At 69.9% G+C, this 23,779-nt stretch carries 26 protein-coding genes; 18 read left to right on the top strand and 8 right to left on the bottom strand.

From position 1 onward, the window contains the following. The first annotated feature begins 87 nt into the window (after positions 1 to 87). On the top strand, positions 88 to 2,214 hold the full coding sequence (gene katE / locus PcP3B5_RS13175) for a catalase HPII (RefSeq protein ID WP_061561520.1): 2,127 nt from the start codon (positions 88 to 90) through the stop codon (positions 2,212 to 2,214). Positions 2,215 to 2,568: 354 nt separating this feature from the next. Next, complete coding sequence (locus PcP3B5_RS13180) at positions 2,569 to 3,639, top strand: DUF748 domain-containing protein (RefSeq protein WP_061561521.1); 1,071 nt, start codon at positions 2,569 to 2,571, stop codon at positions 3,637 to 3,639. A 9-nt stretch (positions 3,640 to 3,648) separates the two neighbouring features. Here the strand turns inward: PcP3B5_RS13180 and PcP3B5_RS13185 are convergent, their stop codons facing one another. After that, on the bottom strand, positions 3,649 to 4,764 hold the full coding sequence (locus PcP3B5_RS13185) for a mechanosensitive ion channel family protein (protein WP_061561522.1): 1,116 nt from the start codon (positions 4,762 to 4,764) through the stop codon (positions 3,649 to 3,651). 178 nt (positions 4,765 to 4,942) lie between these two features. Between PcP3B5_RS13185 and PcP3B5_RS13190 the strand changes: the two genes are divergently transcribed. Both PcP3B5_RS13190 and PcP3B5_RS13195 read left to right on the top strand, forming a co-directional pair. After that, positions 4,943 to 5,185, top strand: a complete 243-nt coding sequence (locus PcP3B5_RS13190; protein ID WP_043266479.1) for a hypothetical protein — start codon at positions 4,943 to 4,945, stop codon at positions 5,183 to 5,185. Positions 5,186 to 5,276: 91 nt separating this feature from the next. After that, entirely contained in the window at positions 5,277 to 5,693 is a 417-nt protein-coding gene (locus tag PcP3B5_RS13195) for a low affinity iron permease family protein (protein WP_061563254.1), read from the top strand. A gap of 25 nt (positions 5,694 to 5,718) precedes the next feature. Here PcP3B5_RS13195 and PcP3B5_RS13200 read toward each other — a convergent pair whose 3' ends face one another. Both PcP3B5_RS13200 and PcP3B5_RS13205 read right to left on the bottom strand, forming a co-directional pair. Beyond that, entirely contained in the window at positions 5,719 to 6,168 is a 450-nt protein-coding gene (locus PcP3B5_RS13200; RefSeq protein ID WP_009619789.1) for a DUF421 domain-containing protein, read from the bottom strand. 11 nt (positions 6,169 to 6,179) lie between these two features. Beyond that, positions 6,180 to 6,710: a hypothetical protein gene (locus PcP3B5_RS13205; RefSeq protein ID WP_043266477.1), complete on the bottom strand. Its 531-nt coding sequence runs from the start codon at positions 6,708 to 6,710 to the stop codon at positions 6,180 to 6,182. A 260-nt stretch (positions 6,711 to 6,970) separates the two neighbouring features. Here PcP3B5_RS13205 and PcP3B5_RS13210 point away from each other — a divergent pair, with 260 nt between their 5' ends. Then, a complete protein-coding gene (locus PcP3B5_RS13210; RefSeq protein WP_058072379.1) occupies positions 6,971 to 7,357 on the top strand; it encodes a response regulator in 387 nt (128 codons plus the stop codon). A gap of 14 nt (positions 7,358 to 7,371) precedes the next feature. Next, positions 7,372 to 7,515 (top strand): hypothetical protein, encoded by a 144-nt coding sequence (locus PcP3B5_RS31825; RefSeq protein WP_160326801.1) that lies wholly within the window; start codon positions 7,372 to 7,374, stop codon positions 7,513 to 7,515. Between the two features lie 5 nt (positions 7,516 to 7,520). Here the strand turns inward: PcP3B5_RS31825 and PcP3B5_RS13215 are convergent, their stop codons facing one another. Continuing rightward, the gene (locus PcP3B5_RS13215; protein WP_058072378.1) at positions 7,521 to 8,471 is read right to left on the bottom strand and encodes a N5-glutamine methyltransferase family protein; all 951 of its coding nucleotides are present in this window, start codon (positions 8,469 to 8,471) and stop codon (positions 7,521 to 7,523) included. Beyond that, positions 8,468 to 9,820 carry an iron-containing redox enzyme family protein gene (locus tag PcP3B5_RS13220; protein WP_061561523.1) on the bottom strand — a complete coding sequence of 451 codons (1,353 nt, stop codon included), beginning with the start codon at positions 9,818 to 9,820 and terminating at the stop codon, positions 8,468 to 8,470. Before PcP3B5_RS13220 ends, PcP3B5_RS13215 begins: the two co-directional genes overlap by 4 nt. A 152-nt stretch (positions 9,821 to 9,972) precedes the next feature. On the opposite strand from PcP3B5_RS13220, the gene PcP3B5_RS13225 reads away from it, so the two are divergent. The 3 genes from PcP3B5_RS13225 (at position 9,973) to PcP3B5_RS13240 (ending at position 13,108) form a co-directional block, all read left to right on the top strand. Next, a complete protein-coding gene (locus PcP3B5_RS13225; protein ID WP_061561524.1) occupies positions 9,973 to 11,115 on the top strand; it encodes a carboxylate-amine ligase in 1,143 nt (380 codons plus the stop codon). Positions 11,116 to 12,066: 951 nt separating this feature from the next. After that, on the top strand, positions 12,067 to 12,618 hold the full coding sequence (locus PcP3B5_RS13235) for an ATP-dependent Clp protease proteolytic subunit (protein WP_009619802.1): 552 nt from the start codon (positions 12,067 to 12,069) through the stop codon (positions 12,616 to 12,618). 76 nt (positions 12,619 to 12,694) lie between these two features. After that, positions 12,695 to 13,108, top strand: a complete 414-nt coding sequence (locus tag PcP3B5_RS13240; RefSeq protein ID WP_043266468.1) for a CBS domain-containing protein — start codon at positions 12,695 to 12,697, stop codon at positions 13,106 to 13,108. Between the two features lie 45 nt (positions 13,109 to 13,153). Here PcP3B5_RS13240 and PcP3B5_RS13245 read toward each other — a convergent pair whose 3' ends face one another. Beyond that, the gene (locus tag PcP3B5_RS13245; protein ID WP_061561526.1) at positions 13,154 to 13,525 is read right to left on the bottom strand and encodes a DUF3509 domain-containing protein; all 372 of its coding nucleotides are present in this window, start codon (positions 13,523 to 13,525) and stop codon (positions 13,154 to 13,156) included. Between the two features lie 465 nt (positions 13,526 to 13,990). Between PcP3B5_RS13245 and PcP3B5_RS13250 the strand changes: the two genes are divergently transcribed. From PcP3B5_RS13250 to PcP3B5_RS13275, 6 genes are all read left to right on the top strand, one after another. Continuing rightward, positions 13,991 to 14,221, top strand: coding sequence for a hypothetical protein (locus PcP3B5_RS13250; RefSeq protein WP_009619807.1), 231 nt, complete (start codon positions 13,991 to 13,993; stop codon positions 14,219 to 14,221). Between the two features lie 90 nt (positions 14,222 to 14,311). Next, complete coding sequence (locus PcP3B5_RS13255; RefSeq protein ID WP_043266464.1) at positions 14,312 to 14,551, top strand: metallothionein; 240 nt, start codon at positions 14,312 to 14,314, stop codon at positions 14,549 to 14,551. A gap of 66 nt (positions 14,552 to 14,617) precedes the next feature. Beyond that, on the top strand, positions 14,618 to 15,070 hold the full coding sequence (locus tag PcP3B5_RS13260) for a hypothetical protein (RefSeq protein ID WP_061561527.1): 453 nt from the start codon (positions 14,618 to 14,620) through the stop codon (positions 15,068 to 15,070). Positions 15,071 to 15,096: 26 nt separating this feature from the next. Continuing rightward, a complete protein-coding gene (gene ligD / locus PcP3B5_RS13265) occupies positions 15,097 to 17,649 on the top strand; it encodes a DNA ligase D (RefSeq protein ID WP_061561528.1) in 2,553 nt (850 codons plus the stop codon). A gap of 646 nt (positions 17,650 to 18,295) precedes the next feature. Then, complete coding sequence (locus PcP3B5_RS13270) at positions 18,296 to 18,472, top strand: metallothionein (RefSeq protein WP_009619813.1); 177 nt, start codon at positions 18,296 to 18,298, stop codon at positions 18,470 to 18,472. 40 nt (positions 18,473 to 18,512) lie between these two features. Then, positions 18,513 to 19,364: an SDR family oxidoreductase gene (locus PcP3B5_RS13275; protein ID WP_043266458.1), complete on the top strand. Its 852-nt coding sequence runs from the start codon at positions 18,513 to 18,515 to the stop codon at positions 19,362 to 19,364. A 42-nt stretch (positions 19,365 to 19,406) separates the two neighbouring features. Here PcP3B5_RS13275 and PcP3B5_RS13280 read toward each other — a convergent pair whose 3' ends face one another. Next, positions 19,407 to 19,781, bottom strand: a complete 375-nt coding sequence (locus tag PcP3B5_RS13280) for a Rho termination factor N-terminal domain-containing protein (protein WP_043266456.1) — start codon at positions 19,779 to 19,781, stop codon at positions 19,407 to 19,409. Between the two features lie 199 nt (positions 19,782 to 19,980). Between PcP3B5_RS13280 and PcP3B5_RS13285 the strand changes: the two genes are divergently transcribed. Then, positions 19,981 to 22,440, top strand: a complete 2,460-nt coding sequence (locus tag PcP3B5_RS13285) for a glycogen/starch/alpha-glucan phosphorylase (RefSeq protein WP_043266453.1) — start codon at positions 19,981 to 19,983, stop codon at positions 22,438 to 22,440. 3 nt (positions 22,441 to 22,443) lie between these two features. On the opposite strand, the gene PcP3B5_RS13290 is transcribed toward PcP3B5_RS13285, so the two are convergent. Further along, positions 22,444 to 22,848 carry a hypothetical protein gene (locus tag PcP3B5_RS13290; protein ID WP_043266444.1) on the bottom strand — a complete coding sequence of 135 codons (405 nt, stop codon included), beginning with the start codon at positions 22,846 to 22,848 and terminating at the stop codon, positions 22,444 to 22,446. Positions 22,849 to 23,015: 167 nt separating this feature from the next. Between PcP3B5_RS13290 and PcP3B5_RS13295 the strand changes: the two genes are divergently transcribed. Together PcP3B5_RS13295 and PcP3B5_RS13300 are read left to right on the top strand one after the other, a co-directional pair. After that, positions 23,016 to 23,540: an MgtC/SapB family protein gene (locus PcP3B5_RS13295; RefSeq protein WP_061561529.1), complete on the top strand. Its 525-nt coding sequence runs from the start codon at positions 23,016 to 23,018 to the stop codon at positions 23,538 to 23,540. Beyond that, positions 23,530 to 23,772, top strand: a complete 243-nt coding sequence (locus tag PcP3B5_RS13300; protein WP_043266441.1) for a hypothetical protein — start codon at positions 23,530 to 23,532, stop codon at positions 23,770 to 23,772. Before PcP3B5_RS13295 ends, PcP3B5_RS13300 begins: the two co-directional genes overlap by 11 nt. The last annotated feature ends 7 nt before the right edge of the window (positions 23,773 to 23,779 follow it).

Here is a 23,779-nt window from a genome sequence, read left to right on the forward strand (position 1 = left end):
AAAAGCCTGAACTCCGCCGCCGCGCCCGCCCCCAACCAAGAGCCAGTGCGCCCATGGGCGCCGCCCACCTGATCAGGAGATGGACAGATGACGCAGAACAAAGAGTCCGGCAAGCAGAGCCAACTGGCGGGGACCCAGACCACCGACCGCGCCAACGTCAACGAGAAGCTCGAACAGCTGGAGCGCTACCGCGAGGACGCCACCGGGCAATCCCTGACCACCAATACCGGCACGCGCATCGCCGACAACCAGAACAGCCTCAGGGCCGGCCCGCGCGGCCCCTCGCTGCTCGAAGATTTCATCCTGCGCGAGAAGATCACCCACTTCGACCACGAGCGCATCCCAGAGCGCGTGGTGCATGCCCGCGGCTCGGCGGCCCACGGCTATTTCGAGGCCTACGAGGACTGCAGCGCGCTGACCAAGGCGGCGTTCCTGGGCAAGGCCGGCAAGCGCACCCCGGTGTTCGTGCGCTTCTCCACCGTGCAGGGCCCGCGCGGCTCGGCCGACACCGTGCGCGACGTGCGTGGCTTCGCGGTGAAGTTCTACACCGAGGAGGGCAACTTCGACCTGGTGGGCAACAACATGCCGGTGTTCTTCATCCAGGACGCGATCAAGTTCCCCGACTTCGTCCACGCGGTGAAGCCCGAGCCGCACAACGAGATCCCCACCGGCGCCTCGGCCCACGACACCTTCTGGGACTTCGTCTCGCTGCAGCCGGAGTCGGCGCACATGGTCATGTGGCTGATGTCCGACCGCGCCATCCCCATCGCCTTCCGCAACATGCAGGGCTTCGGCGTGCATACTTTCCGCCTGGTCAACGCCAACGGCGAGAGCCACCTGGTGAAGTTCCACTGGCGGCCGAAGTCCGGCACCTGCTCGCTGGTCTGGGACGAGGCGCAGAAGCTCGCCGGCAAGGACCCGGACTTCAACCGCCGCACGCTCTGGGAGGACATCGAGAAGGGCGACTACCCGGAATGGGAGCTGGGCGTGCAGGTGATCGCCGAGGACGACCAGGACAAGTTCGACTTCGACCTGCTCGACGCCACCAAGCTGGTGCCGGAGGAACAGGTGCCGGTGCAGCTGCTCGGGCGCATGGTGCTGGACCGCAACCCGGACAACTTCTTCGCCGAGACCGAGCAGGTGGCCTTCCACGTCGGCCACATCGTGCCGGGCATCGATTTCAGCAACGACCCGCTGCTGCAGGGCCGGCTGTTCTCCTACACCGACACCCAGCTGCTGCGCCTGGGCGGGCCGAACTTCAACCAGATCCCGATCAACCAGCCGCTGTGCCCGTTCCACAACAACCAGCGCGACGCCTACCACCAGCACAGCCTGCACCGCGGGCGGGCTTCCTACGAGCCCAACTCCATCGACGCCGGCTGGCCCCGGGAAACCCCGCCGGCGGCGCGCCAGGGCGGCTTCGTCAGCTACCACGAGCCGATGACCGGCAGCAAGGTGCGCGAACGCGCGGCGTCCTTCGCCGACCACTTCAGCCAGGCCGCGCTGTTCTGGCACAGTCTGAGCGAGGCCGAGCAGAATCACGTGGTGGCCGCTTACGCCTTCGAGCTGGGCAAGGTGGAGCGCCAGGCGATCCGCGAGCGCGAGGTCAACGAGGTGCTGGTGAACATCGACGCCCAGCTGGCCGCGCGGGTGGCCGCGCAGATCGGCGTGCAGGTCACGGCGAAGGCCCCGCAGCGCCCGGCGCCGCAGCCATCGCCGGCGCTGAGCCAGGTGAACCTGCTGGCCGGCGACATCCGTTCGCGCAAGGTGGCGATCCTGGTGGCCGACGGCGCCAGCGAAAGCGAGATAGGCGACATGCTCCAGGCCCTGGGCGCGGAGGGCGCCAGCGCCAAGCTGATCGGCCCCACGGCGGCGCCGGTCAAGACCGACAGCGGCACCAGCCTGGCACCCCAGGGCACCTGGGACGGCCTGCCCTCGGTGGCCTTCGACGCGGTCTACGTGCCGGGCGGGGTGGCGGTCACCCTGGGCGGCGACGGCCGCGGCCTGCATTACCTGCTGGAGGCCTACAAGCACCTCAAGCCGCTGGCCTTCAGCGGCGATGCGCAGGCGTTGCCGGGGCAACTGGGGCTGCAGCCGGACGATGGCCTGGTGATGGGGACGGCGGTGGGGGATGTGTTCGCTGGTTTGAAGAACGCATTGCTGCAGCATCGTATCTGGGCGAGGGAGGCGCAGGTGGGGGTGGTGCCGGCGTGACGTGGGGACGCTCCTACGGCCAGAAGGCACGGACGTAGGAGCAACTGTCTTGCCGGTTGTGGTGATGGATATCGCTTCGCTCAACGCCATCCTACGGGTTGTGTTTGCCGGGGGCGTAGGAGCGGACTTTGTCCGCGATTAGACTCACCGAGCGCACCGGACACCCCGATGGCACGGACAGCCCCCTCTCCCTCTGGGAGAGGGCTGGGGTGAGGGCAGCGGACTTCGCCCACACACCGTTGCCAACCCTGACTCCACACTTGTCTAGCCGCACCCATCGCGGACTGGCCGCCACCGCACTGAACTCGCCGTCCGCTGCGCCAGTCCACTGCCAGAGAAGCTCCGGAGGCGGTGATGAAAAGACGCTACAGCCTGCTCCTGTCGAGCGTCCTGGCGATCCTGGCGTTGCTGCTGGTCGCGCATGTCGCGTTGCCCTACGTGATCCGCGACTACCTCAACGGCAAGCTCGACCGCATGGGCGACTACCACGGCCAGCTCGCCGACGTCGATCTCGCGCTGTGGCGCGGGGCCTACCGGATCAATGGCCTGAAGATCGTCAAGGTCAACGGCAAGGTGCCGGTGCCGCTGCTGGACGCGCCGGTGATCGACCTCTCGGTGAGCTGGCACGCGCTCTGGTACGACCACGGCATTGTGGCGCGGGTGGTGTTCCTGCGGCCGCAGCTGAACTTCGTCGACGGCGGCGACCGCCAGGACTCCCAGAGCGGCGCCGGCACCGACTGGCGCGAGCAGCTGGACAAGCTGCTGCCCATCACTCTGGACGAGGTGCGCATCGACGACGGCCGCATCCACTTCCGCAACTACCGCTCCAGGCCGCCGGTGCACCTTACCGCCAGTGCGGTGCAGGCGAGCCTGTACAACCTGACCAACGTGAGGGACGAGAAGGGCGAGCGGGTGGCCCGCTTCGAAGGCCACGCCCAGCTGTTCGGCCAGGCGCCGCTGGAGGTGCAGGCGTCCTTCGACCCCTTCGCCAACTTCGAGGACTTCGAGCTGCGCCTGCGCGCCAGCGACGTGGAGCTGCGGCGGGTGAACGACTTCGCCGCGGCCTACGGCAAGTTCGACTTCAACCAGGGCCACGGCACCCTGGTGATCGAGGCCAGGGCGGACGAGGGCCGGCTCAGCGGCTACATCAAGCCGCTGCTGCGCGACGTCGACGTGTTCAACTGGCAGCAGGACGTGGAGGAGAAGGACAAGGGCCTGTTCCGCTCCATCTGGGAGGCGCTGGTGGGCGGCGGCGAGACGCTGCTGAAGAACCAGCGCAAGGACCAGTTCGCGACCCGCGTCGAGCTCAGCGGCAACATCCATGACCGGGACGTCAGCGCGTTCCAGGCCTTCCTCGGTATCCTGCGCAACGCCTTCATCCAGGCCTTCACTGCGCGCTACGAGCGTTCCGCGCCCGAGGACTGAGGCGCCCGCTCAATGGCTGGTGGAGCCCTGGCCGCCGTTCTGCGCCGGCGGGCGGGCGAAATGGCGTTCCTGGCCGCGCGGGGTATCGCCCGGCGCCTCGACGTTGCGCAGCTCGCGGACCGGGAAGGCGAAGTCGACGCCCAGCGCCTGCACCCCGGCCAGCAGCCCCAGGTTGATCTGCTGCTGCACGTCCATGTAACGGTTGTAGTCGGCCGTCTGCATGATGTAGACGACCTCGTAGAGCAGGCGGCTCTCGTCGAAGCAGAGGAAGTGGGCGCGGTCGAACTTCGCCTCGCGCTGGGCGTCGATGATTTCCTTCACCAGCTCCGCCACCGCCTTGGCCTGCTCGGCCGAGGTCCGATAGCTGATGCCGAACTGGAAGACGATGCGCCGGGTGTTCATCCGCTTGTAGTTATGCAGCGTCTGCTTTAGCAGCTCGGTGTTCGAGCAGACGATCTGCTCGCCGCTGAGGCTGCGGATGCGCGTGGTCTTCAGGCCGATGTGCTCGATGCTGCCGGCCACGTCGCCGAACACCACGAAGTCGCCGATCTCGAAGGGCTTGTCGAAGCCGATCGAGAGGGACGCGAACACGTCGCTGAGGATGGTCTGCACGGCCAGCGCCACGGCGATGCCGCCCACGCCCAGGCTGGCGATCAGCGCGGTGATGTCGACGCCCAGGTTGGCCAGGATGGACAGCAGCATCACGGCCCAGACGACGATCAGGATCACCACCGAGAGGAGGGTCGCCATCACCGGGTTGCGGATGCCGCCGAAGCGCGAGCGGGCCAGCTCGCCGGTCCACAGGCGCACGCAGGCGTCGAGCCACAGGGCCACCTGCAGCGCCAGGATGACGAACCAGCCATGGGTCAGCGCCGCCTCCCAGTTGCCCGGCAGGGCAACCAGCTTGAGGGCCAGCATCAGCGAGAAGGCGAACAGCAGCAGGTTGCTGGTCTTGTTGGCGATCGCCGAGGCATAGCGGGCCCACTGGCTGGTCCTGGCCGCCAGGCGCTTTCTCAGGGAACCGATGAGCAGGTGCAGCAGCCCGGCGACCACGAAGGCGGCGGCCACCACCAGCAGCAGGCGGCCGAGGAAGGCGAGCTCGAGCCAGGAATTCAGCGACGCCATGGTATTCCCCCTTATCAATGCGTATGAGTAGTTTTGGTCGGGGCGAGGCGGCAGAAGTTCAGGAAAACGGCGAAGCTCGCGCTGCCGCCGGGGAGAACTTCTGAACTCTCGGCCGCGGCGCTTTTCCACCGAGGGCGACACCAGAGGCTTTGGGGGCTCGGCCCCGGGAGAGAACGTGATGAGCGAGAAGAACACCATCGTGCAGAAACCCCGCCCTGGCCCCGTGGCCGAACATGACGACCCGCCGAAGGCGCCGGTGCGCGAGCGCAAGGGCGAGCCGCGCCGGCCCGGCCCGGTCATCGAGACGCCCGAGGAGGACGGCAGCGAGGGTTGCGTGCAGAAGCCCCCGGCTTCGACGGCGGAGTATTCGCCGGAGGACATCGACATCCAGGGGATCGGCGATGAGAAGCGCCCGGGCTGAGCGGCCGGGGCAGCGTGCGAAGGCGGCCGCGCCGGAGGCCGACGAGGCGCCCCCGGCCGCGGCTGGCGCCGAGCGGGAAAAGCCCGGCGGGCTGTCGTTTTCCCGCTTCGCCCAGTGGCTGTCGCTATGGGCCGGGCGCCCGCCGACCTTCGCCGTGGCCTGCGCGCTGCTGGTGGTCTGGGCCGTCAGCGGGCCCTTCTTCCACTTCAACGACACCTGGCAACTGGTGATCAACACCTCGACCACCATCGTCACCTTCCTCATGGTGTTCCTCATCCAGAACACCCAGAACCGCGACACCGACGCCCTGCACATCAAGATCGACGAGTTGCTGCGCACCACCCACGCGGCCCACGACGCCCTGATGGGGCTGGACGAACTGGACGCCGAGCAGCTGCAGAAGCTGCGCGACACCTACCAGCGCATGGGCGAGAGCGCCGGCGCCGGGGAAACGCCCCAGCGCGTGGCCGACCAGGAGCAGGCCGAAGGCGACGAGCCGCCGCGCTGATCCACGCAGAACACTTCGCAGCCGCTCATTTGCCGCTCTCGGGAATGATGGAGATCTTGCCGTTCTTCTCCAGGATGGCGAAGCGGATCTGCTCCATGCGCTCCAGGCCCTGGGTCTGGCGCGCGGCGAGGAGGATGTCTTCCTCGCGCAGGCGCGCCTCGGCCAGGCGCGCGCGCAAGGGCCGGCCGTACTCGACGATGAGCGTCGGCGAGCCCTCGATCAGCCGGTCCACCGCCGGGTGGCGCAGCTTGAGCAGCGACAGGCCGACGTCGATGACGATCAGCGTGACTATCACCAGCGCCGCGTTGATCAGCGAGAAGTCGTTGCCCAGCAGGGCCTGCTGGGTGGCCTCGCCGATGATCATCAACAGCAGCAGGTCGAAGGTGGTGATGTCCGCCAGCGACCGCCTGCCGGCGATGCGGAAGAGGATCAGCAACAGCAGGTAGATGGCCGCGGCGCGCAGGACCGACTCCATGGGGCACCTCCTCAGGGGTAGATGAGCTGGTTGAATTCCAGGGCCTGGCCGGCGCCTTCCACCCGGTAGTCGAGCAGGCCCGGCGCGTCGGGCAGCAAGGTCAGGAACAGGTGCCACTCGCCGCGCTCGTCGTGCCGCCCGTGGATGGCCAGCCCGCCGCGCCAGCTGTCGCCGCGCTGCATCGGCTGCAGGCTCTGCACGCTCTGGCGGGCGAGGAAGTCGCCGCCCAGGCGCAGCTCGGCCGGGCTGCCCGGGGCGCCCCGCAGGCGCACGTGCAGGTTGTGGCTGGCGCCGATGCGGCCGAAGCGCTCGTACTCCACCTGCAGCCGGCCATCCTGGCTGGCCAACTGGCGCGAACTCAGCGGGCCGCTGGCGAACAGGCCGCTCAGGGCCACCAGCACTATGCCCAGCAGGACGGCCAGCCCCAGGCGCTCCAGGCGCCAGGCCCGGCGCTGGCCGGCCATGTGCTCGGCGACCGGGTGGCTGCGTTCGCTGAACTCCTCCGCGGGCTCGGCCGGGAGGGGGCGGGGATGCTCTGTCATGGCGGGTACCTTCGCTTGGCCGCTCTTTGCTGCGACTGCGGCGGCGCCGCTTGGTGCCGGCCAGCTTACCGGCGGCTGCGCTGGGCATTTTGCAGCGCACGGCGGAGCCGCCAGCGCATTCTGCTGATGTCGTCCTGCCATGCGGCGTGGCGCGGATGCTCTGCGCCGGGCTTCGCTCCCGGGTGGCGGGTGGGCGTGGTTCTTGCTCGGTTCCTGCCTGGTAGTGCAAAGGCTCCATTGACCGACAGGAGGGACGAGACATGAGCGAAACGGACAAGGTGGTGCTGCTGCTCGCCGAGCAGGCCGACCAGCTGTGGCGCCTGGAGCAGCTGTTGCTGGAGCGCGGCTACGCGGTGCTCAGCGCGGGCGATACGGAACAGGCGCTGGATCACCTGGCGTCCTCGGTAGTGATCGACCTGATGCTGGTGGACGAGCCCTTCGCCGGGCCGCACACCGGCCCGGCGCTGATCCAGTCGTCCCTGCCGCTGCGCCCGCTGACGCGGGTGCTGGTGCTGACCCAGGACCCGCAGCGCTCGGCCACCCACGGCCGCTCCTACCCCGTGCTGCTCAAACCGGCGGGCCTGGATGAACTGGGCCTGGCCATCGACGTGGCGCTGCACAGCCCGCCCGTGCAGCCGTGGCTGTGAAGAAGGCGCAGGACATGCCGGCAGCCTTGAACGAAGCCGAGGGCCGCGCGCTGGTGGCCTACGGCGACCTCGATGCCGAAGAGGCGCTGGTACAGGCGAGCCAAGTCAAGCGCAGCCAGGAGCGCGACACCACCCCGGGGCACTACCGCCAACCCTGAGGCCTTCAGGCCAGGCGCCGCAAGGTCAGCAGCACCGCGGCGATGCGTTCCACCTGGCGGTAGGCGGGCACTTCCAGCTCTTCGCCGAACACGTCCGGGTCCAGTTCCTCGTAGCGCCATTCCCAGCCGGGGCGGGCCGCCAGCAGCCGGCTCGCCTGGCGCCACAGCGGCGCCTCGCCGTCGATGACCGCGGCGCCCGTGTAGAGCAGCAGGCTGCCGCCGGGCGCCAGGCGGCCGAGGGCGCTTTCGAGGATGCGCAACGACAGCTCCGCGCCCTGGGAGCCGCCGCCATGGCGGTAGGTGCGCTGGGCCGCGTCGAGCATGTAGGGCGGGTTGGCGACCATCAGGTCGAAGTCGCCGGCCAGGCCCTCCAGCAGGTCGCTGCGGCGCACCTGCAATTGCGGCGCCTCGGCCAGCAGCGCGTTGACGCGGGTGAAGGCCAGGGCGTGGGGGTTGATGTCCAGCGCATGTACCTCCGCCTGCGGGCAGGCCCCGGCGAGGAGGATGGCGCCGGGCCCGGCGCCGCAGCCGATGTCCACCGCGCGATGGATGTCGCGGCTGTCCAGCGTGCGCAGGTGCTGGGCGATGGCGCGGGCGAAACGGTAGGTGTCGGGGCCGAAGAACACCGCCTCGGCCGCCTCGGTGGGGTAGGCCGAATGGGCGAACAACTGGTCCTCCAGGCTCGACCAGCGCACCTTGCTGTGCCAGTGGCGGCCGTCCCACTGCAGCAGGTCGGCGGCCGCCAGCAGGGAGAACAGCGAGCGCTCGAGCAGGTCCTCGGCGAAGGGCCGGCTCCAGCCGAAGACGTCGCGCAGGTCGCGGGCCAGGGCGTTTTCCTCGCGGGCATTGACCCGCGCGTGGGTGGCCGGGCTCACGGTGACGAAGGCGTAGCCTTCCCCGCGCAGGCGCCGCCCCAGCGCCAGCAGGGCTTCCAGGCGTGGCGGCAGCGGCGTCATGGCGCCACCCCCAGGTCCTGGCTGAACAGGCGGGTGGCCAGCAGGCCCAGCGGCGTCCAGTGGCGCTGCGGGGCCAGCAGCGGCAGCAGGTGCCGGCGGCGCTGGTGCGGCGCCAGCTGGGCCAGTTCGCGGCGCAGCCGGCGTTCTTCCTCGTCGAGGTCGGCCGGCGCCGCTTCCAGCGCCACCGGCTGCGGCGCGCGCCGGCCAGGGGCGTGCGGAGGCGACCAACTGCCGGCGATCCAGTCGTGCAGCAGCTGCTGCTCATAGCCATCGAAGACGCCGAACATGGCCGCGTCGGGGCCACTGACCAGGCGCCAGAAGCGGCTGTGCGCCGGGTCGGCGTCGCGGCGGATCCAGCCCTCCTGCTGCAGCGCCCGCAGCAGCGCGGCCACGCCCCAGGGCGCGGCCAGCCACTGGTTCAGGGTGCGGCCCTGGATGCGCGTGCGGTCGCTGTGCAGGTGGCGGGCGAAGGGCTGCTTGCGCTCCAGCATGGCCAGCAGCTCGCGGTCGAGGTCGAAGCCGTCGATCACCTGGGTGCTGGACAGACCGACGTCGTTCAGCCCCATGCCGGCCCGCACCCGGGCGAGGAAGGCCTGGCGCCGCGGTTTGTCCGGCAGGTGGTTGTAGAGCGCCTGCAGGGCCCGGCGGGCGTGGCCGCAGCTGGCGTTGTCGATGGTCACGTGGAGGCGGAAGTAGGTGGCGTCGATGCCCAGCTCCTGCAGCTCCCAGGTGGTCACCAGCAGGTGCAGCGGCGGCAGCTCGTAGCCCAGGTTGTAGCCGATCAGCTCGGGCAGGCGCTGCCCGGCCAGGCAGCCCAGCGCCAGTTGCACCGCGCCCTGCACGTAGTGCTCGGCGGACAGCTCGGCCGCGCCGGCGCAGCCCAGGCTTTCCAGCAGGTGGCGGTAGATCAGCACGTGGTTGCTGGCGGCCACGCCGCGGCCGAGTTCCTCCAGGTAGGTATGCAGCAGGGGCAGCAGGCGGGCGTCGCCGGCATGGCCCAGCACGCCATACAGCCAGGCGCCGTCCACCAGCTTGGTGGGGGCCACGCCGCGCAGGAAGTGCAGCGCGTGGGCGCGGTTGCGGAAGTAGCGCCGCGGCGCGCCGGCATGCCGCTCGGCCAGGTACCGGGCATAGTCCCGCGCGGTGCGGGCGGCCCGCGCGTCCAGCCACTGCGGCCAGGCCGCCGGGGTGTCGGGCAGGTCGACGGGCAGCTCGGCCGCCTGGCGCAGTTGCCGGTCGAGGAAGGTTTCGGCCGCCGTCAGGTGCTCCAGGGGCGCATGGAGCAGCGCCCTGTGCAGCGAACGGGCATCGACCGCCTCTTCGCGGGGCGGAGTGCAGGGCAGGTTCATGGGGCGGCTCCTCTGGCGATGGTTCCTGAACATTGCGAGTGGCGCCGGCGGCGAAGGTTTCAACGATCGGCACCAGCGGCTGCGCGTGGGAAAAACGGAACCCGGGGCGGGGCCGCGGCGTCGATCCTGTAACCCTTCCGGCAGGGATCCCCATGGTCGCGACGCCCGCCCACCCACCGGCCCGCTTCGGCATCGAGGAAGAGGCCTTCCTCGTCGACGGCGCCAGCCTCGACCTGGCCCGGCAGGTCCCGCCCGAATGGGCGCAGGCCTGCCGTCGGGCGCTGGGCAACTGCTTCGCCGAGGAGATGTTCCAGTGCCAGGCGGAACTGGTCAGCCCGGTGTTCCGCCAGTTGGGCGAGGCCGCCGCCTTTCTCGCCCGCGGCCGCGCGCAGCTGAGCGAGCTGGCCCGGGCCAACGGCCTGCGCAGCCTGGTGGTGGGTGCGCACCCGTTCAGCCGCCTCGCCGACGCCGCGCCCAGCGAGCAGCCGCACTACCGCGCCTTGTTCGAGGACTACGTGCAGCCGGCCCGCAACAGCCTGCTGTGCGGCCTGCACGTGCACGTGGAAGTGCCGCCGGGGCCGGACCGGGTGGCGCTGCTGAACCGGGTGCTGCCCTGGGCGCCGCTGCTGCTGGCGCTGAGCTGCTCGTCGCCATTCTGGCAGGGCCGCCACACCGGGCTGGCGAGCTACCGCCGGGCGCTGTCCGGGCAATGGCCGCGGATGGACATCCCGCCCTGGTTCGACGACGAGCCGGCCTACCAGGCCTACCTGAAGCTGCTCCACACCCGGGGCCTGATGCGCGAGCCGGGCCACGCCTGGTGGTTCGTCCGGCCCTCGGCACGCTACCCGACCCTGGAACTGCGCATCAGCGACGCCTGCCCGCGCCTGGCCGATGCGCTGTGCATCGCCGGGCTGTTCCGCGCGCTGCTCACCCAGGCCATGGCCGATGCCGACGCAGAGGAGCCGCACCGGCTGCGGGCGCTGCTGGCAGAGAACTACTGGCAGGCCCAGCGCCACGGTTGCCGGGCGCGCTTTCTGCTGGCCGATGGGGATTGCGTGGACCTGGCGCGGTGGCTGGAACTGGCCTGGGCGCAGTGTGGGACAGCGGCGCGTGCCGGCAACGAATGGGCCTATGCCCATGCCTGCCGGCTGGCCCGTGAGGGTGGCAGCGCGGTGCGGCAGGTTCGCAGTTTTCGCCGCCACCTGGCGCGCAAGGGCGATGTGGATGAGGCGTTGCGGGAGGTGGTGGTCGAGTTGCTGGAAGAGAACAGCCAGGCGCCGGTGGGGCTGGCGTAGCCGACGAGTCCAATCGCGGACAAGGTCCGCTCCTACGCCGGTGCTTCCTGGAGCCGTAGGCGCAACCGTCTTGCCTGCTGCACCGAGTCGCTTTTCGTAGGATGGGTTGAGCCTGCGAAACCCATGCGGTGGTGGCGATGGGTATCGCTTCGCTCAACCCATCCTACGGGGCTTTCCTGGAACTGTAGGAGCGGGCCCTGCCCGCGAATCGCGCGCAGGGCGCGCTCCTACATGGGAATGGCGCGGGTGGGGCAGCGTAGGAGGACTCTGTCCGCGATCCGGCGGATAACGCCGGCGGTCGGGGTCAAGAGCACCCTCACCCCAACCCTCTCCCGCAAGCGGGAGAGGGGGCCGTCCGTGCCACCGGAGTGTCCGGCGGGGGCGTTGAGTCCAATCGCGGACAAGGTCCGCTCCTACGCCCGTGCTTCCTGGAACCGAGCGGACCTTGTCCGCGATTCGGATTTCCAGCGAAACATCCGCGCACTCCGAAACGCCCCTTCAGCAGGCCGAGCGAAACCGGCGCTCAGGAGGTCATGCGACATGGATGTCGCGAGAGCCCCGATGGGCTACAGGGACGTACCCTCGGGGCGGGCCTCCGTGGCGGGGGAATTCGTGAGGGTAGCCCGGCTTTATCGGGCCCGTATGTTGGGGCAAGCCTTTTTGGTTCCTTTTGTGGCGATTGACAAAAGGGACTCGCCCGAGGGGGCGAAACAAGACGGTCGGGCAAACTCGGAGCGGCGCAGAAACACCCAAGCCAAGGCAGCTGGGTTATTCCCCGTCGGGCCAGCGCAAGCGCTGTTCGCGATGGAGCCGCGTCCCGCGTTCGCGGGAATGACGAAGTGAAGGACGGAACTACACCTCACCACCATTCGTCGCCCCAATGGCTCCCCCACCCACCCCCGCGACTCACCAGAGAGTCCAGCCCAGCGACCCACGCCCCCAGGAGCCCCCATGTCCACCCACATCATCCACTTCACCGGCCCGATCAACTCCTCCACCTGCGGCAACCTCATCAGCACCTGCACCCGCGCCCTGCAGCAGGGCGCCAGCCACCTGCAGCTGAACATCGCCACCATGGGCGGCGACTGCAGCTACGGCTTCACCCTCTACAACTACCTGCTCTCGCTGCCGGTGCAGGTGGACACCCACAACCTCGGCACAGTCGAGTCCATGGGCAACATCCTGTTCCTCGCCGGCCAGGTGCGCACCGCGTGCCTGTACAGCAAGTTCCTGTTCCACCCCTTCCACTGGTCGCTGCACGGCGCGGTGGACCATGCGCGCATGGCGGAATACGCCATGAGCCTGGACTACGACCTGAAGCTCTACGCCGACATCGTCGACGAGCGCACCCGGGGCGCGGCGGAGCGCCTGGACATTCCCAGCTACCTGATGGCCTACCCGCGCATCCTCGGGGCGCAGGAAGCCATCGCCTGCGGCCTGGTCGAGCGGGTGGACGCCATGCCCATCGCCGATTCCACCTGCCAGTGGACGGTGCACGCCTGACGCCCGGGCAGATTCTTCGAACCCTGGCGGCGACGGACTTTCCACACAGGTGAGTCCACCCTTGAGGAGAACAGCGATGAAAGTCAGCGAAGTCATGAGCCGCGAAGTCCGCACCATCGACCCGGCCACCACCCTGCAGGAGGCGGCGCTGCTGATGCGCCAGGCGGACATCGGCGCCCTGATCGTCGGCGAGGGCGAGCGCATGACCGGCGTGGTCACCGACCGCGACCTGGTGGTGCGCGGCCTGGCCGATGGCCTGGACGGGCGCACGGCGGTCAGCGAGGTGATGAGTCCCGGCGTCTGCTACTGCTTCGACGACGAGGAGCTGGACCACGTGGCCAAGAACATGGGGCAGATCGAGAAGCGCCGCCTGGCGGTGGTGAACCGGCAGAAACGCCTGGTGGGCGTGGTGTCCCTGGCCAACGTCGCCAGCTGCAATGCCGACAAGCTGGGCGCCAACCTGCTGCGGGCGGTGGCGCGGCCGCATTGAGCGCAGGTCCCGCCGCCGGCGCATGCCGGCGGCGGGGCAGGGGGGTTACCAGCGCGGGTTGCGCTCGGCCAGGGCGCGCAGGCGCTCGCCGGCGACCACTATCTTGCGTGGCCGGTGCCGGTAGTTGCCGGGGACGAAGGTGCGCAGCTCGATACGCTTGAGGAACCAGTCGACGTTGTCCGGCTGCAGCGGACCCGACTCGGTGATCAGGTCGCGGCGGATGCGCTCCACCAGGCTGTTGAGCAGGACGTCGTTTTCCTGCTCTTCCTTGTGCAGCACGCGTAGGGCGATGCGCTCGCCGTTGGCGTCGTGCAGGTCCATCAGCACCGAGCCGTCGGGGCGGTAGGAGAATTGCGGGGCATAGGCGCGGAACTGGTTCTGCAGGTATTCGATGGCGGCGTTGGAAATGGCAGGCATGACGTACTCCCTGTGTGTTGGTTGGGTAGCCGATGCCTTTGCAGCAATCGTTCCGCCCGTGCCGCTATTCCTAAGCGGCTGTTTACGTTGAACTTTCAGCTGAATAGATGGCCCTTTGATGCTTGCGCATTGCAAAGCCTCGGCAACGCCCGGCGCCTTACTGCAAGCCCGGATGCTGGCGAAGTGGTGTCGAGGCGCGCCGCGGCTGCGGCAGGCGCCGGCGGTTGGTACGGCGGTACCGATAACGCCCTGGGGCGCGTACCGCTCGTCGGCCCCGGCGTCTTTTTTGGCGACAAGAAAGCGGCGCGCAGGTCCGCGGTCCCGCTAAGTGGATGACCCGCGGAGCGCTTTTGCCAATCAGGCATTCTGCATGGCCAAAGGATGGCGTCCTGCCAGCCTTTTTTCGCTGGCGACCGGCGCTACCTTTTCCCGAAAGAGGGGCTTTTTCCCGGGGAGGGTATCCGCATGACGCATTTCACTCGTGGCGAAATCGAAGCCTTGTTGCAGCACAACCATCCGGGGTTCCGCTTCAACTGCTGCCGGCAGCTCGATGGCTGCTACGCCATCAGCCTGCGCCACCCGTCGCAGGGCAGGGCGCCCACCACGGTGGTGGGCATCAGCGGCGAGGAACTCTGCACCGCCGAGCAGGTGGAAAGCCTGGGCCAGGAGCTGATCCGCACCTACGCCGCCGCCTGAGGCGCGGCGGCGTCGCCTGCGGGAAAAGCTGAACTCCCCGCTTGCGTCCGGCTCAACCGAGGTAGAGCTGACGCACGGAGGAGCCTGGAAATGAAACCCGATATCTGTGCCTGCCCCAACTGCATCTGCGAGCTGGACGCCGCCGCCGTGCGCGAGGGCGAGCGCTATTTCTGCTGCCAGGCCTGCGCCCAGGGCCACCCCGAGGACCGCCAGTGCAAGGACCCCGAATGCCCCTGCGCCGACAGCGGCAGGCTGAAGAAGGCGCAGGAACGGCAACTGGACCACTCCCTGGAAGAAACCTTCCCCGCCAGCGACCCCATTTCCCCCTGAGGCCCATGCGCCGCGCGCGGCCCGTAGGTGGCCGGACAGGGCGGCGCTCAGCAAGAGGAGAAGGCCATGAGCGACGATCGCAAGCACAGCCAGCCGCAGGAAATCGACGACACCGAAGACCGCATGGGCTCGGTGCGCGAACTGGATTTCGAGGACGAGCGCGCCGCGGGCCGCATCGGCGACGAGCGTCCGCGCCGCGAAGTGAATGAGGAGTTCCCGCCGCAGCGGGCCGCCGAGATGGGCATGACCGGCGGCGAGACCCTGGTCGACGGCGAGTACGAGGACCACGTGGACAGCGACGACCTGGCCCCGGAGACGCTGCTCGACGAAGGCACCGAGTCCGAACTCGACCCCGCCGACGAAACCCCGGTGGACCGCGAACTGCGGGTGGTGGGCGAGGAGGAGATCGGCGGCGGCATCGGCCTGGACGAGGCCGAGCTGGGCCGCTCCGCGCCTTTGGACGGCAAGCCCTGGACCGACCAGGTGTCGCCGCCGGACACTGACGAGGAAGAACGCTGAAGCGGCCCGCCGCGGAGGAAACGCCCATGGCCAGTGATACGCCGAGCCTGGAGGAGTACGCCCGCCGCCGTGACTTCAGTGGCACGCCGGAGCCGCGCGGCGAGGCCCCCGGACACCAGGCCGGGGAACTGGAGTTCGTCGTCCAGAAGCATGACGCCAGCCACCTGCACTACGACTTCCGCCTGGAACTCGATGGCGTGCTCAAGAGCTGGGCGGTGCCCAAGGGGCCCTGCCTGGACCCTTCGGTGAAGCGCCTGGCCATCGAGGTGGAGGACCACCCGCTGGAATACGCCGGCTTCGAGGGCCACATCCCCGAGGGCCATTACGGCGCCGGCGACGTCATCGTCTGGGACCGCGGCCGCTGGCAGCCCCTGGGCGACCCGCGGCAGGGCCTGGAGAACGGCCACCTGAAGTTCCGCCTGGAAGGCAGCAAGTTGCACGGCAGCTGGAACCTCATCCGCACGCGCATGGCCGGGCGCAAGCCGCAGTGGTTCCTGGTCAAGGGGCGCGACGATGAGGCCCGCGACTTCCCCCGCCACGACATCCTCGCCGAGGCGCCGCAGAGCGTGCTCAGCGGGCGGACGCTGCCCGGCGAGGCGGCACCGGCGCAAAAGCCGGCCGACCCGCCCAGGCGCGCCGCCGCGGCCAAGGCGCCGCGCCGCAAGGCCGCCAAGGCCGGCGCCATGCCCGAGCGTATCTCCCCGGAACTGGCCACGTTGCTGGATGCGCCCCCGGAGGGCGACTGGCGCTACGAGCTGAAGCTCGACGGCTACCGCATCCTGGCACGGGTGGAAAAGGGCGAGGTGCGCCTGCAGACGCGCAACGGCCACGACTGGGCGGAGCGCCTGCCGGACATCTGCGCCGCGCTGCGCGCCCTGCCGCTGGAGTCGGCCTGGCTCGACGGCGAAATCCTGGTGGTGGACGAGGAGGGCCGCCCGGACTTCCAGCGCCTGCAGAACGCCTTCGACGTCGGCGCCAGCGACGAGGTGCGCTACACCCTGTTCGACCTGCTCTGGCTGGACGGCGAGGACCTGCGCCGGCAGCCCGTGGAGCAGCGCCGCGCCATGCTGGCCGGGTTGCTGAAGCACAATGCCAGCGACCGCCTGCGCTACTCGGAGGATTTCACCGACGACCCGCGCAGCATCCTCGACAGCGCCTGCCGTCTGGGCCTGGAAGGGCTGATCGGCAAGCGCGCCGGTAGCGTCTATGTCGAGCGCCGCTCCACCGACTGGATCAAGCTCAAGTGCAAGCGCCGCCAGGAATTCGTCATCCTCGGCCTGACCCCGCCCAAGGGCAGCCGCCGGCATTTCGGCGCGCTGCTGCTGGGCCTGCACGACGACCAGGGCGAACTGCGCTACGCCGGCAAGGTGGGCACCGGCTTCGACGCCGCCACCCTCAAGCGGGTGCACGACAGCCTGCGCCCGCTGGCCAGCAAGACCTGCCCGCTGGCCTCGCCGCCGCGCGGCCAGGCCTTCCAGGGCGTGACCTGGCTGCGCCCCGAGCGGCTCTGCGAAGTGGCCTTTGCCGAAATGACCCGCGAGGGCCTGGTGCGCCACGCGGTGTTCCACGGCCTGCGCAACGACAAGCCCGCCAAGGCGATAGTCGAGGAACGCGCGAAGCCGGCGGCCGGGGAGGGCGCGCAGCCCACGGCGAAACGCCCGCGCAAGGCGGCGAAGGACGACGCGAAGGTGGCCGGCGTGGCCATCACCCACCCCGAGCGGGTGATCGACGCCGCCAGCGGCCTGCGCAAGCTGGACCTGGCGCGCTACTACGAGAGGGCCGCCGAGCACATCCTGCCCTGGCTCGGCGACCGTCCGGTATCGCTGCTGCGCGCCCCGGACGGCGTCGGCGGCGAGGTGTTCTTCCAGCGCCACGCCTCGCGCAACGCCATGCCCGGAGTGGAACAGCTGGACCCGCGCCTGGACCCGGGCCACGCGCCGCTGCTGCGCATCGCCACCGCCAAGGCCCTGGCCGGCGCCGCACAGATGGGCGTGGTCGAGCTGCACACCTGGAACGCCCGGGTGGACGACCTGGAGCACCCCGACCGCTTCGTCCTCGACCTGGACCCCGACCCCAGCCTGCCCTGGGCGCGGATGATCGAGGCGACCCGGCTGACCCTCGCAGTGCTCGACGAACTGGGCCTGGCCTGCTTCCTCAAGACCAGCGGCGGCAAGGGCATGCACATCCTGGTGCCGCTGGAGCGCCGCCACGGCTGGGACGAGGTCAAGGACTTCGCCCACGCCATCACCCGCCACCTGGCCAGGCAGATGCCGGACCGCTTCAGCGCCGTATCCGGGCCGAAGAACCGCGTCGGGCGGATCTTCGTCGACTACCTGCGCAACAGCCGCGGCGCCAGCACCGTGTGCGCCTGGTCGGTTCGCGCCCGCGAAGGCCTGCCGGTGTCGGTGCCGGTGGCCGAGGGCGAGCTGGATGCGTTGCGCGGCGCCAATGCCTGGAACCTGGGCAGCATCGACGAGCGCCTGGCGCTGAAGGGCGAGGATGACCCCTGGACGAGCTGGGGCGAGACCCGGCAACGCCTGACGCGGCGGATGTGGCAGCAGTTGGGCGAGGAGCGCTGAGGCCGGCCTGCCGGCCGGATCGCGGACGAAGTCCGCTCCTACGTCCGCAAGCACAATCCGTAGGATGGCGTTGAGCGAAGCGATACCCATCGCCACGACCGCATGGGTTTCGCCAAGGCTCAACCCATCCTACGAAAAGCGCTTCACAGTTGCTCCTACGTCCGGGCTGTAGGGCGCATAACGCCTATGGCGTTATCCGCCGTTTGGCCTTGGTTTCCAGCAGCTCCGGGGGGATCTGGGCGTTGGCCATGACCTCGGTGTATCGGCGGATAACCGCGAACGGTTATTCGCCCTACGTCACTGACGAAGTCTCAGGACGACTGCGAATTCATCGCCCACGCCGAACGGCTCCCTCTCCCTCTGGGAGAGGGCTGGGGTGAGGGCAACGGACTTCGCCGACACACCTCTGCCAACCCTGACTCCGCTCCCCCTCCCTAACCCTCCCCCGCAAGCGGGAGAGGGGATCGCTCGGCATGATGCGCAACCACGAAGCTCCCTGGCTCCACAGGCAGGCGAATAGCAGCAGCGAAATGCGCGCAGCCGGCGGGCCGCTGGCGGGAAAAGCTGAACTCCGCCGCCCACGGCCGGCCGAACCCTGTGACCGGCGGGGCTGCGGCCCCGCGCCACGAAGCGGAGGAGACCTGCCATGAGCGACCAACCCTGCGCCTGCCCCGGCTGCCAATGCAGCCTGGGCGCGGCGGCCGTGTTCGCCGACGGCCGCGCCTATTGCTGCCAGGCCTGCGCGGACGGCCATCCCGATGGCGAGAAGCACTGCCAGGACCCGCACTGCCATTGCGGCGAGACCCTGCCGCCGCGCGGCTGACGGCCCGCGCTACCGACCCACGCACCGGAGGACAGCCACCATGAGCGAGAAACTACCGCCCCAGCACCAGGACCGGCAGCCCGGCCGCGAGGAGATCATGCAGCCGCCGCCGGAGTTCGCCTCGGAAAGCTACCGCGCCGCCGGCAAGCTGGAGGGCAAGGTGGCGGTGGTCACCGGCGGCGACAGCGGCATCGGCCGCGCCGTGGCGCTGACCTTCGCCCGCGAGGGCGCCGACGTAATGCTGCTGTACCTGGAGGAAACCGAGGACGCGACCAAGACCTGCCAGTTGATCGAGGCCTGCGGCCGGCACTGCCTGGAACTGGCCGGCGACGTCGCCGATGCCGGTTTCTGCGCCGAGGTGGCGCGGCGCCTGAAGGAACGCTGGGGCAGGCTGGACGTGCTGGTGAACAACGCCGGCGAACAGCACCCGGCCGACTCCCTCGAAGACATCAGCGAGGAACAGTGGGAGCGCACCTTCCGCACCAACATCTTCGGCATGTTCCAGCTGACCAAGGCGCTGCTGCCGCTGATGGGCGAGGGCGCGGCCATCGTCAACACCACCTCGATCACCGCCTACAAGGGCAACCCCAGGCTGATCGACTATTCCTCGACCAAGGGCGCCATCACTTCCTTCACCCGTTCCCTGGCGCTGAACCTGGTGCAGCGCGGCATCCGGGTGAACGCCGTAGCCCCGGGGCCGATCTGGACGCCGCTGATCCCCTCGACCTTCAGCGCCGAGGAGGTGGCGAAGTTCGGCAGCAACACGCCGATGGGGCGCCCCGGCCAGCCCGACGAGCTGGCCCCGGCCTACGTCTACCTGGCCTGTTCCGACTCCTCGTATATGAGCGGCCAGGTGCTGCACGTCAACGGCGGAACCGTGGTCAACGGCTGAGACGCCCGGCCCCTGGCGCAATGCAGCGCCAGGGGCCAGGGATCAGGCCTTGCGCAAGGCCTCGATCAGCTCCTGCTTGCGCATGGACGAGCGTCCGCGGATGTTCTGCCGGCGCGCGCGCTCCAGCAGCTCCTGCTTGTTCATCGCCTCCAGGCGCTGGCCGGGGCGCGGCACGCCGTGCTTGGTGGCCACCGCGCGGCGCGCCGAGGAACGCCGCGATTCGGCCTTGGCCGTTGGGCTCTTCTTCTGGCCCGAGCCGCCGGCTCGCTCGCCGCCGCCGGACTGCTTGTTGACGGTGGCCCAGGCCCGCGCTTCGGCCTCGTCCCTGGACACGCCACGCTCCTCGTAGCTTTCCTCGATATGTTCGGCCTTGCGCTTCTGCTTGTCGGTGTACTTGTCTTTGCTGCCTCGGGGCATCGCTCTTCTCCTTTCGCGGCCGCTTCACTGCGGGGTTCGTTCGGGAGAGGCCGCGGCGCCGGGCGGTGTTCAGCGATTCGGACGGACGGCCGCCCCGGGCGGGGAAAACACCTGAACTCTGGCCGGCGCACCGGGCCTAGATACACGAGGCGGCCGCCGGCGCCGCCCTTTTCCCAAGGCGAACCACGGAGAACACGCCATGCACGGCTCCAGCACCCCCGTTCCCGAACAGGTGGAAACCTTCAAGCAGGAAGTGCTGACGCGACTGCGCTACGACGTCGGCAAGGACGCCGCCGACGCCTACGCCCACGACTGGTTCGAGGCCGTGGCGCTGGCCGCGCGGCGCTACATCGTCGACGGCTGGGACGAGGCCAGCCGCAGCATCGACCGCGGCCAGCGCAAGCGCGTCTACTACCTGTCGCTGGAGTTCCTCATCGGCCGCCTGCTGATCGACAACCTGAGCAACCTCGGCCTGCTGGAGATCGCCCGCGAGGCCCTGCTGCAACTGGGCGTAGACCTGGAGCAGGTGCGCCTGGCCGAGCCCGACGCGGCCCTGGGCAACGGCGGCCTGGGCCGCCTGGCGGCGTGCTTCATGGAGAGCATGGCGACCCTCGACATCCCCGCCTACGGCTATGGCATCCGCTACGAGCACGGGCTGTTCCGCCAGAGCATCGCCGACGGCTGGCAGCAGGAGCAGCCGGAGACCTGGCTGGACTTCGGCAACCCCTGGGAGTTCGAGCGCCCGGAATGCAGCATCAGCATCGGCTTCGGCGGCAGCGTGTACGCCATCGACGGCGGCGACGGCAGCGCGCGGCAGCACTGGGAACCCATGGAGCGCCTGCGCGCGGTGGCCTACGACATGCCCATCGTCGGCTGGCGGCGGGCCGGGGTGAACACCCTGCGCCTGTGGCGCGCCCGCGGCGAGGAAACCCTCAAGCTCGACCGCTTCAACGCCGGCGACCACCTCGGCGCGGTGGCCGACACGGCGCGCGCCGAGAGCATCTCGCGGGTGCTCTACCCGGCGGACAGCACCGAGGCCGGCCAGGAGCTGCGCCTGCGCCAGGAATACTTCTTCGTCAGCGCCTCGCTGCAGGACCTGCTGCAGCGCCACCTGGGCCAGGGCCTGGCGCTGGCCAGCTTGCCGGCGCGGGTGGCCATCCAGCTCAACGACACCCACCCGGCCATCGCCGTGGCCGAACTGATGCGCCTGCTGCTGGACGACCATTACCTGCAGTGGGAGCAGGCCTGGGAGCTGACCGTGGCGACGCTGTCCTACACCAACCACACGCTGCTGCCCGAGGCCCTGGAGTCCTGGCCGGTGGGGCTGATGGAGCGCATGCTGCCGCGGCACATGCAGATCATCTACCTGATCAACGCCTTCCACATCGACGCGCTGCGCGCCAAGGACATCCACGACTTCGCCCTGCTGCGCGCGGTGTCGCTGATCGAGGAGGACAACGGCCGGCGGGTGCGCATGGGCAACCTGGCGTTCCTCGGCTCGCACAGCGTCAACGGCGTCTCCGCGCTGCACACCGAGCTGATGCGCGAGACGGTGTTCCGCGACCTGCACCGCCTGTACCCGGGGCGCATCAGCAACAAGACCAACGGCGTGACCTTCCGCCGCTGGCTGTTCCAGACCAACCCGGAGCTGACCGGGCTGCTCTGCGAGTTCCTCGGGCGCGAGCTGCTCGACGACCCCGAGACGCGCCTGCGCGCCCTGGAGGCCCACGCCGGCGACGCCGCGGTGCAGCGCGGCTTCGCCCAGCAGCGGCGGCACAACAAGGCGCGCCTGGCGCGGCTGGTGGAGGAGCGCCTGGGCATCCGCCTGGACGTCGAGGCGCTGTTCGACGTGCAGGTCAAGCGCATCCACGAGTACAAGCGCCAGTTGCTCAACCTGCTGCACGCCGTGGCGCTGTACCAGGACATCCGCAACGACCCGGCCACCCCGCGGGTGCCGCGGGTGAAGATCTTCGCCGGCAAGGCCGCGCCCAGCTACCACCAGGCCAAGCTGATCATCAAGCTGGCCAACGACGTCGCCCGCATCGTCAACGACGACCCCACCGTGCGCGGCCTGCTCAAGGTGGTGTTCATCCCCAACTACAACGTCAGCCTGGCCGAGGCCATCATCCCGGCGGCGGACCTGTCCGAGCAGATTTCCACCGCGGGCCTGGAGGCCTCGGGCACCAGCAACATGAAGTTCGCCTTGAACGGCGCGCTGACCATCGGCACCCTGGACGGCGCCAACGTCGAGATGTCCGAGCGCATCGGCCTGGAGAACCTGTTCATCTTCGGCCTCACCGCCCAGCAGGTGGAGGCCCGCAAGCACGCCGGCGAGCTGTCCATGGCCGGCGAGATCGCCGCCTCGCCGCGCCTGCAGGAAGCCCTGAAGGCCATCGGCTCGGGGGTGTTCTCGCCGGACGACGCCAACCGCTACACGGCCCTGGTGGAGGGGCTGCGCCACGACGACAGGTTCATGCTCTGCGCCGACTTCGAGGCCTACTGGCAGGCCCAGGAACGCGTCGAGGCGCTGTGGCGCGAGCCGGCGCGCTGGTGGCGGGCGGCGGTGCTGAACACCGCGCGGGTCGGCTGGTTCTCTTCCGACCGCACCATCCGCGAGTACGCCGAGGACATCTGGAAGGTGCCGCTGGGCGGCGCCTAGGGCCTACCAGAAGCCGCCGCCGTGGCGGCGCGCCAGGTAGTCCGGGCTGAGGCCGAAGCCGGTCTGGAAGAAGGCCTGCAGGCGGGTGTCCAGCACCATGCGGTTGAGCGAGGCCAGCGGGCCGACGATGCGCTCCGGCTCGCTGCGCCCGCCGTAGTGGTTCTCGTGCACCAGGCTGGCGCTCTGCGGTTCGGCGCTGATCAGGCAGCGGCAGTCCAGGCCCTCGCCGGGGCGGCGGGCGTGCAGGCCCAGCTCGGAGAGCCCGCCGGCGCCACGGTGCAGGCCCACGTGGCAGAGCAGGCCGTGGGCGCGGGCGTACTCGCCGGCGGCGGCGAAGGCGGGCAGGGCCACTTCGGTCAGGGCCTGTTCGTAGGCCTGGGCGAAGTCGGTGTCGTCGCGGCTGTTCATGGCGCATTCCTTTGGTGTTCGACGCTTGCCGGGGTTGGACAGGCGCGGCGGGCGAATGCGCGGACGATCCGCCGGGCGGTAGTGCCGGCGCTACCGCCGGGGAAATCGTTCAAACCATCGGCCGGCGCGGCAGTCTGCACCTGCAACGGCCCTTCGCGGAGAAGCCCATGGAAACACTGTCGCGCATCGCCGCAGCCCTGCTGGCGGAGTTTTCCGACCTGCGCGAGCTGGAGCAGATCACCCGCGCCTGCTTCCGCCTGGCGCTCGCCGCGCTGCTCGGCGGCCTGCTGGGCTACGAGCGCGAGGCCCAGGGCAAGGCCGCCGGGCTGCGCACGCACATGTTGGTCACCCTGGGCGCCGCGCTCTTCGTCATGGCCATGAGCGAGGGCGGCGCCGGCGACGACGCCATCAGCCGGGTGATCCAGGGCATCGCCGCGGGCATCGGCTTCCTCTGCGCCGGCACCATCCTCAAGGGCGGCGCCGACACCGCGCGGGTGAAGGGGCTGACCACGGCGGCGGGGCTGTGGCTGAGCACCGCCATCGGCATCTGCGTGGGCCGCGGCCATTCCGCCACCGCGGTGCTCGGCACCCTGCTGGCGCTGCTGGTGCTGCACAGCCTGCCGCGCCTGTTCGAGCGGCCGCGGGCGCCGCGCAAGCCAGCCGAGACAGCGGAGCAGCGGCATGTTCCGTGAATTCAGCGGCAGCAGCGCCTGGACCGACGCCATGCGCAGCGGCGGCGCCTACGTCGGGCTGATCGAATACCAGCCCAAGCGCGAGGGCGCGGCGGTGCAGGTGCTCTGGGTGTTCGCCCCCGGCAGCCGCAACGAGGCCCAGGCCGAGGACGCGGCCCGGCGCATGCTGGCGCGCATCCGCGACATTTCGGCGGACGGCCGCGTCCGCTTCGACGACGGCATCTCACTGTAGGAGGCAT

The sequence above is a fragment of the Pseudomonas citronellolis genome (genome assembly GCF_001586155.1).
In the GTDB taxonomy this organism is placed as follows: Bacteria; Pseudomonadota; Gammaproteobacteria; order Pseudomonadales; family Pseudomonadaceae; genus Pseudomonas; species Pseudomonas citronellolis.

What these genes read in the sequence shown, in the direction of transcription:
- PcP3B5_RS13220 (WP_061561523.1), bottom strand. Translation starts at nt 9,820, where the DNA reads ATGAACCTGCCCTGCACTCCGCCCCGCGAAGAGGCGGTCGATGCCCGT.
- PcP3B5_RS13280 (WP_043266456.1), bottom strand. Translation starts at nt 19,781, where the DNA reads ATGCCCCGAGGCAGCAAAGACAAGTACACCGACAAGCAGAAGCGCAAG.
- katE (WP_061561520.1), top strand. Translation starts at nt 88, where the DNA reads ATGACGCAGAACAAAGAGTCCGGCAAGCAGAGCCAACTGGCGGGGACC.
- PcP3B5_RS13180 (WP_061561521.1), top strand. Translation starts at nt 2,569, where the DNA reads ATGAAAAGACGCTACAGCCTGCTCCTGTCGAGCGTCCTGGCGATCCTG.
- PcP3B5_RS13300 (WP_043266441.1), top strand. Translation starts at nt 23,530, where the DNA reads ATGTTCCGTGAATTCAGCGGCAGCAGCGCCTGGACCGACGCCATGCGC.
- PcP3B5_RS13235 (WP_009619802.1), top strand. Translation starts at nt 12,067, where the DNA reads ATGTCCACCCACATCATCCACTTCACCGGCCCGATCAACTCCTCCACC.
- PcP3B5_RS13270 (WP_009619813.1), top strand. Translation starts at nt 18,296, where the DNA reads ATGAGCGACCAACCCTGCGCCTGCCCCGGCTGCCAATGCAGCCTGGGC.
- PcP3B5_RS13285 (WP_043266453.1), top strand. Translation starts at nt 19,981, where the DNA reads ATGCACGGCTCCAGCACCCCCGTTCCCGAACAGGTGGAAACCTTCAAG.
- PcP3B5_RS13190 (WP_043266479.1), top strand. Translation starts at nt 4,943, where the DNA reads ATGAGCGAGAAGAACACCATCGTGCAGAAACCCCGCCCTGGCCCCGTG.
- PcP3B5_RS13290 (WP_043266444.1), bottom strand. Translation starts at nt 22,848, where the DNA reads ATGAACAGCCGCGACGACACCGACTTCGCCCAGGCCTACGAACAGGCC.
- PcP3B5_RS13260 (WP_061561527.1), top strand. Translation starts at nt 14,618, where the DNA reads ATGAGCGACGATCGCAAGCACAGCCAGCCGCAGGAAATCGACGACACC.
- PcP3B5_RS13210 (WP_058072379.1), top strand. Translation starts at nt 6,971, where the DNA reads ATGAGCGAAACGGACAAGGTGGTGCTGCTGCTCGCCGAGCAGGCCGAC.
- PcP3B5_RS31825 (WP_160326801.1), top strand. Translation starts at nt 7,372, where the DNA reads ATGCCGGCAGCCTTGAACGAAGCCGAGGGCCGCGCGCTGGTGGCCTAC.
- PcP3B5_RS13185 (WP_061561522.1), bottom strand. Translation starts at nt 4,764, where the DNA reads ATGGCGTCGCTGAATTCCTGGCTCGAGCTCGCCTTCCTCGGCCGCCTG.
- PcP3B5_RS13255 (WP_043266464.1), top strand. Translation starts at nt 14,312, where the DNA reads ATGAAACCCGATATCTGTGCCTGCCCCAACTGCATCTGCGAGCTGGAC.
- PcP3B5_RS13240 (WP_043266468.1), top strand. Translation starts at nt 12,695, where the DNA reads ATGAAAGTCAGCGAAGTCATGAGCCGCGAAGTCCGCACCATCGACCCG.
- PcP3B5_RS13225 (WP_061561524.1), top strand. Translation starts at nt 9,973, where the DNA reads ATGGTCGCGACGCCCGCCCACCCACCGGCCCGCTTCGGCATCGAGGAA.
- ligD (WP_061561528.1), top strand. Translation starts at nt 15,097, where the DNA reads ATGGCCAGTGATACGCCGAGCCTGGAGGAGTACGCCCGCCGCCGTGAC.
- PcP3B5_RS13275 (WP_043266458.1), top strand. Translation starts at nt 18,513, where the DNA reads ATGAGCGAGAAACTACCGCCCCAGCACCAGGACCGGCAGCCCGGCCGC.
- PcP3B5_RS13245 (WP_061561526.1), bottom strand. Translation starts at nt 13,525, where the DNA reads ATGCCTGCCATTTCCAACGCCGCCATCGAATACCTGCAGAACCAGTTC.
- PcP3B5_RS13205 (WP_043266477.1), bottom strand. Translation starts at nt 6,710, where the DNA reads ATGACAGAGCATCCCCGCCCCCTCCCGGCCGAGCCCGCGGAGGAGTTC.
- PcP3B5_RS13295 (WP_061561529.1), top strand. Translation starts at nt 23,016, where the DNA reads ATGGAAACACTGTCGCGCATCGCCGCAGCCCTGCTGGCGGAGTTTTCC.
- PcP3B5_RS13215 (WP_058072378.1), bottom strand. Translation starts at nt 8,471, where the DNA reads ATGACGCCGCTGCCGCCACGCCTGGAAGCCCTGCTGGCGCTGGGGCGG.
- PcP3B5_RS13250 (WP_009619807.1), top strand. Translation starts at nt 13,991, where the DNA reads ATGACGCATTTCACTCGTGGCGAAATCGAAGCCTTGTTGCAGCACAAC.
- PcP3B5_RS13200 (WP_009619789.1), bottom strand. Translation starts at nt 6,168, where the DNA reads ATGGAGTCGGTCCTGCGCGCCGCGGCCATCTACCTGCTGTTGCTGATC.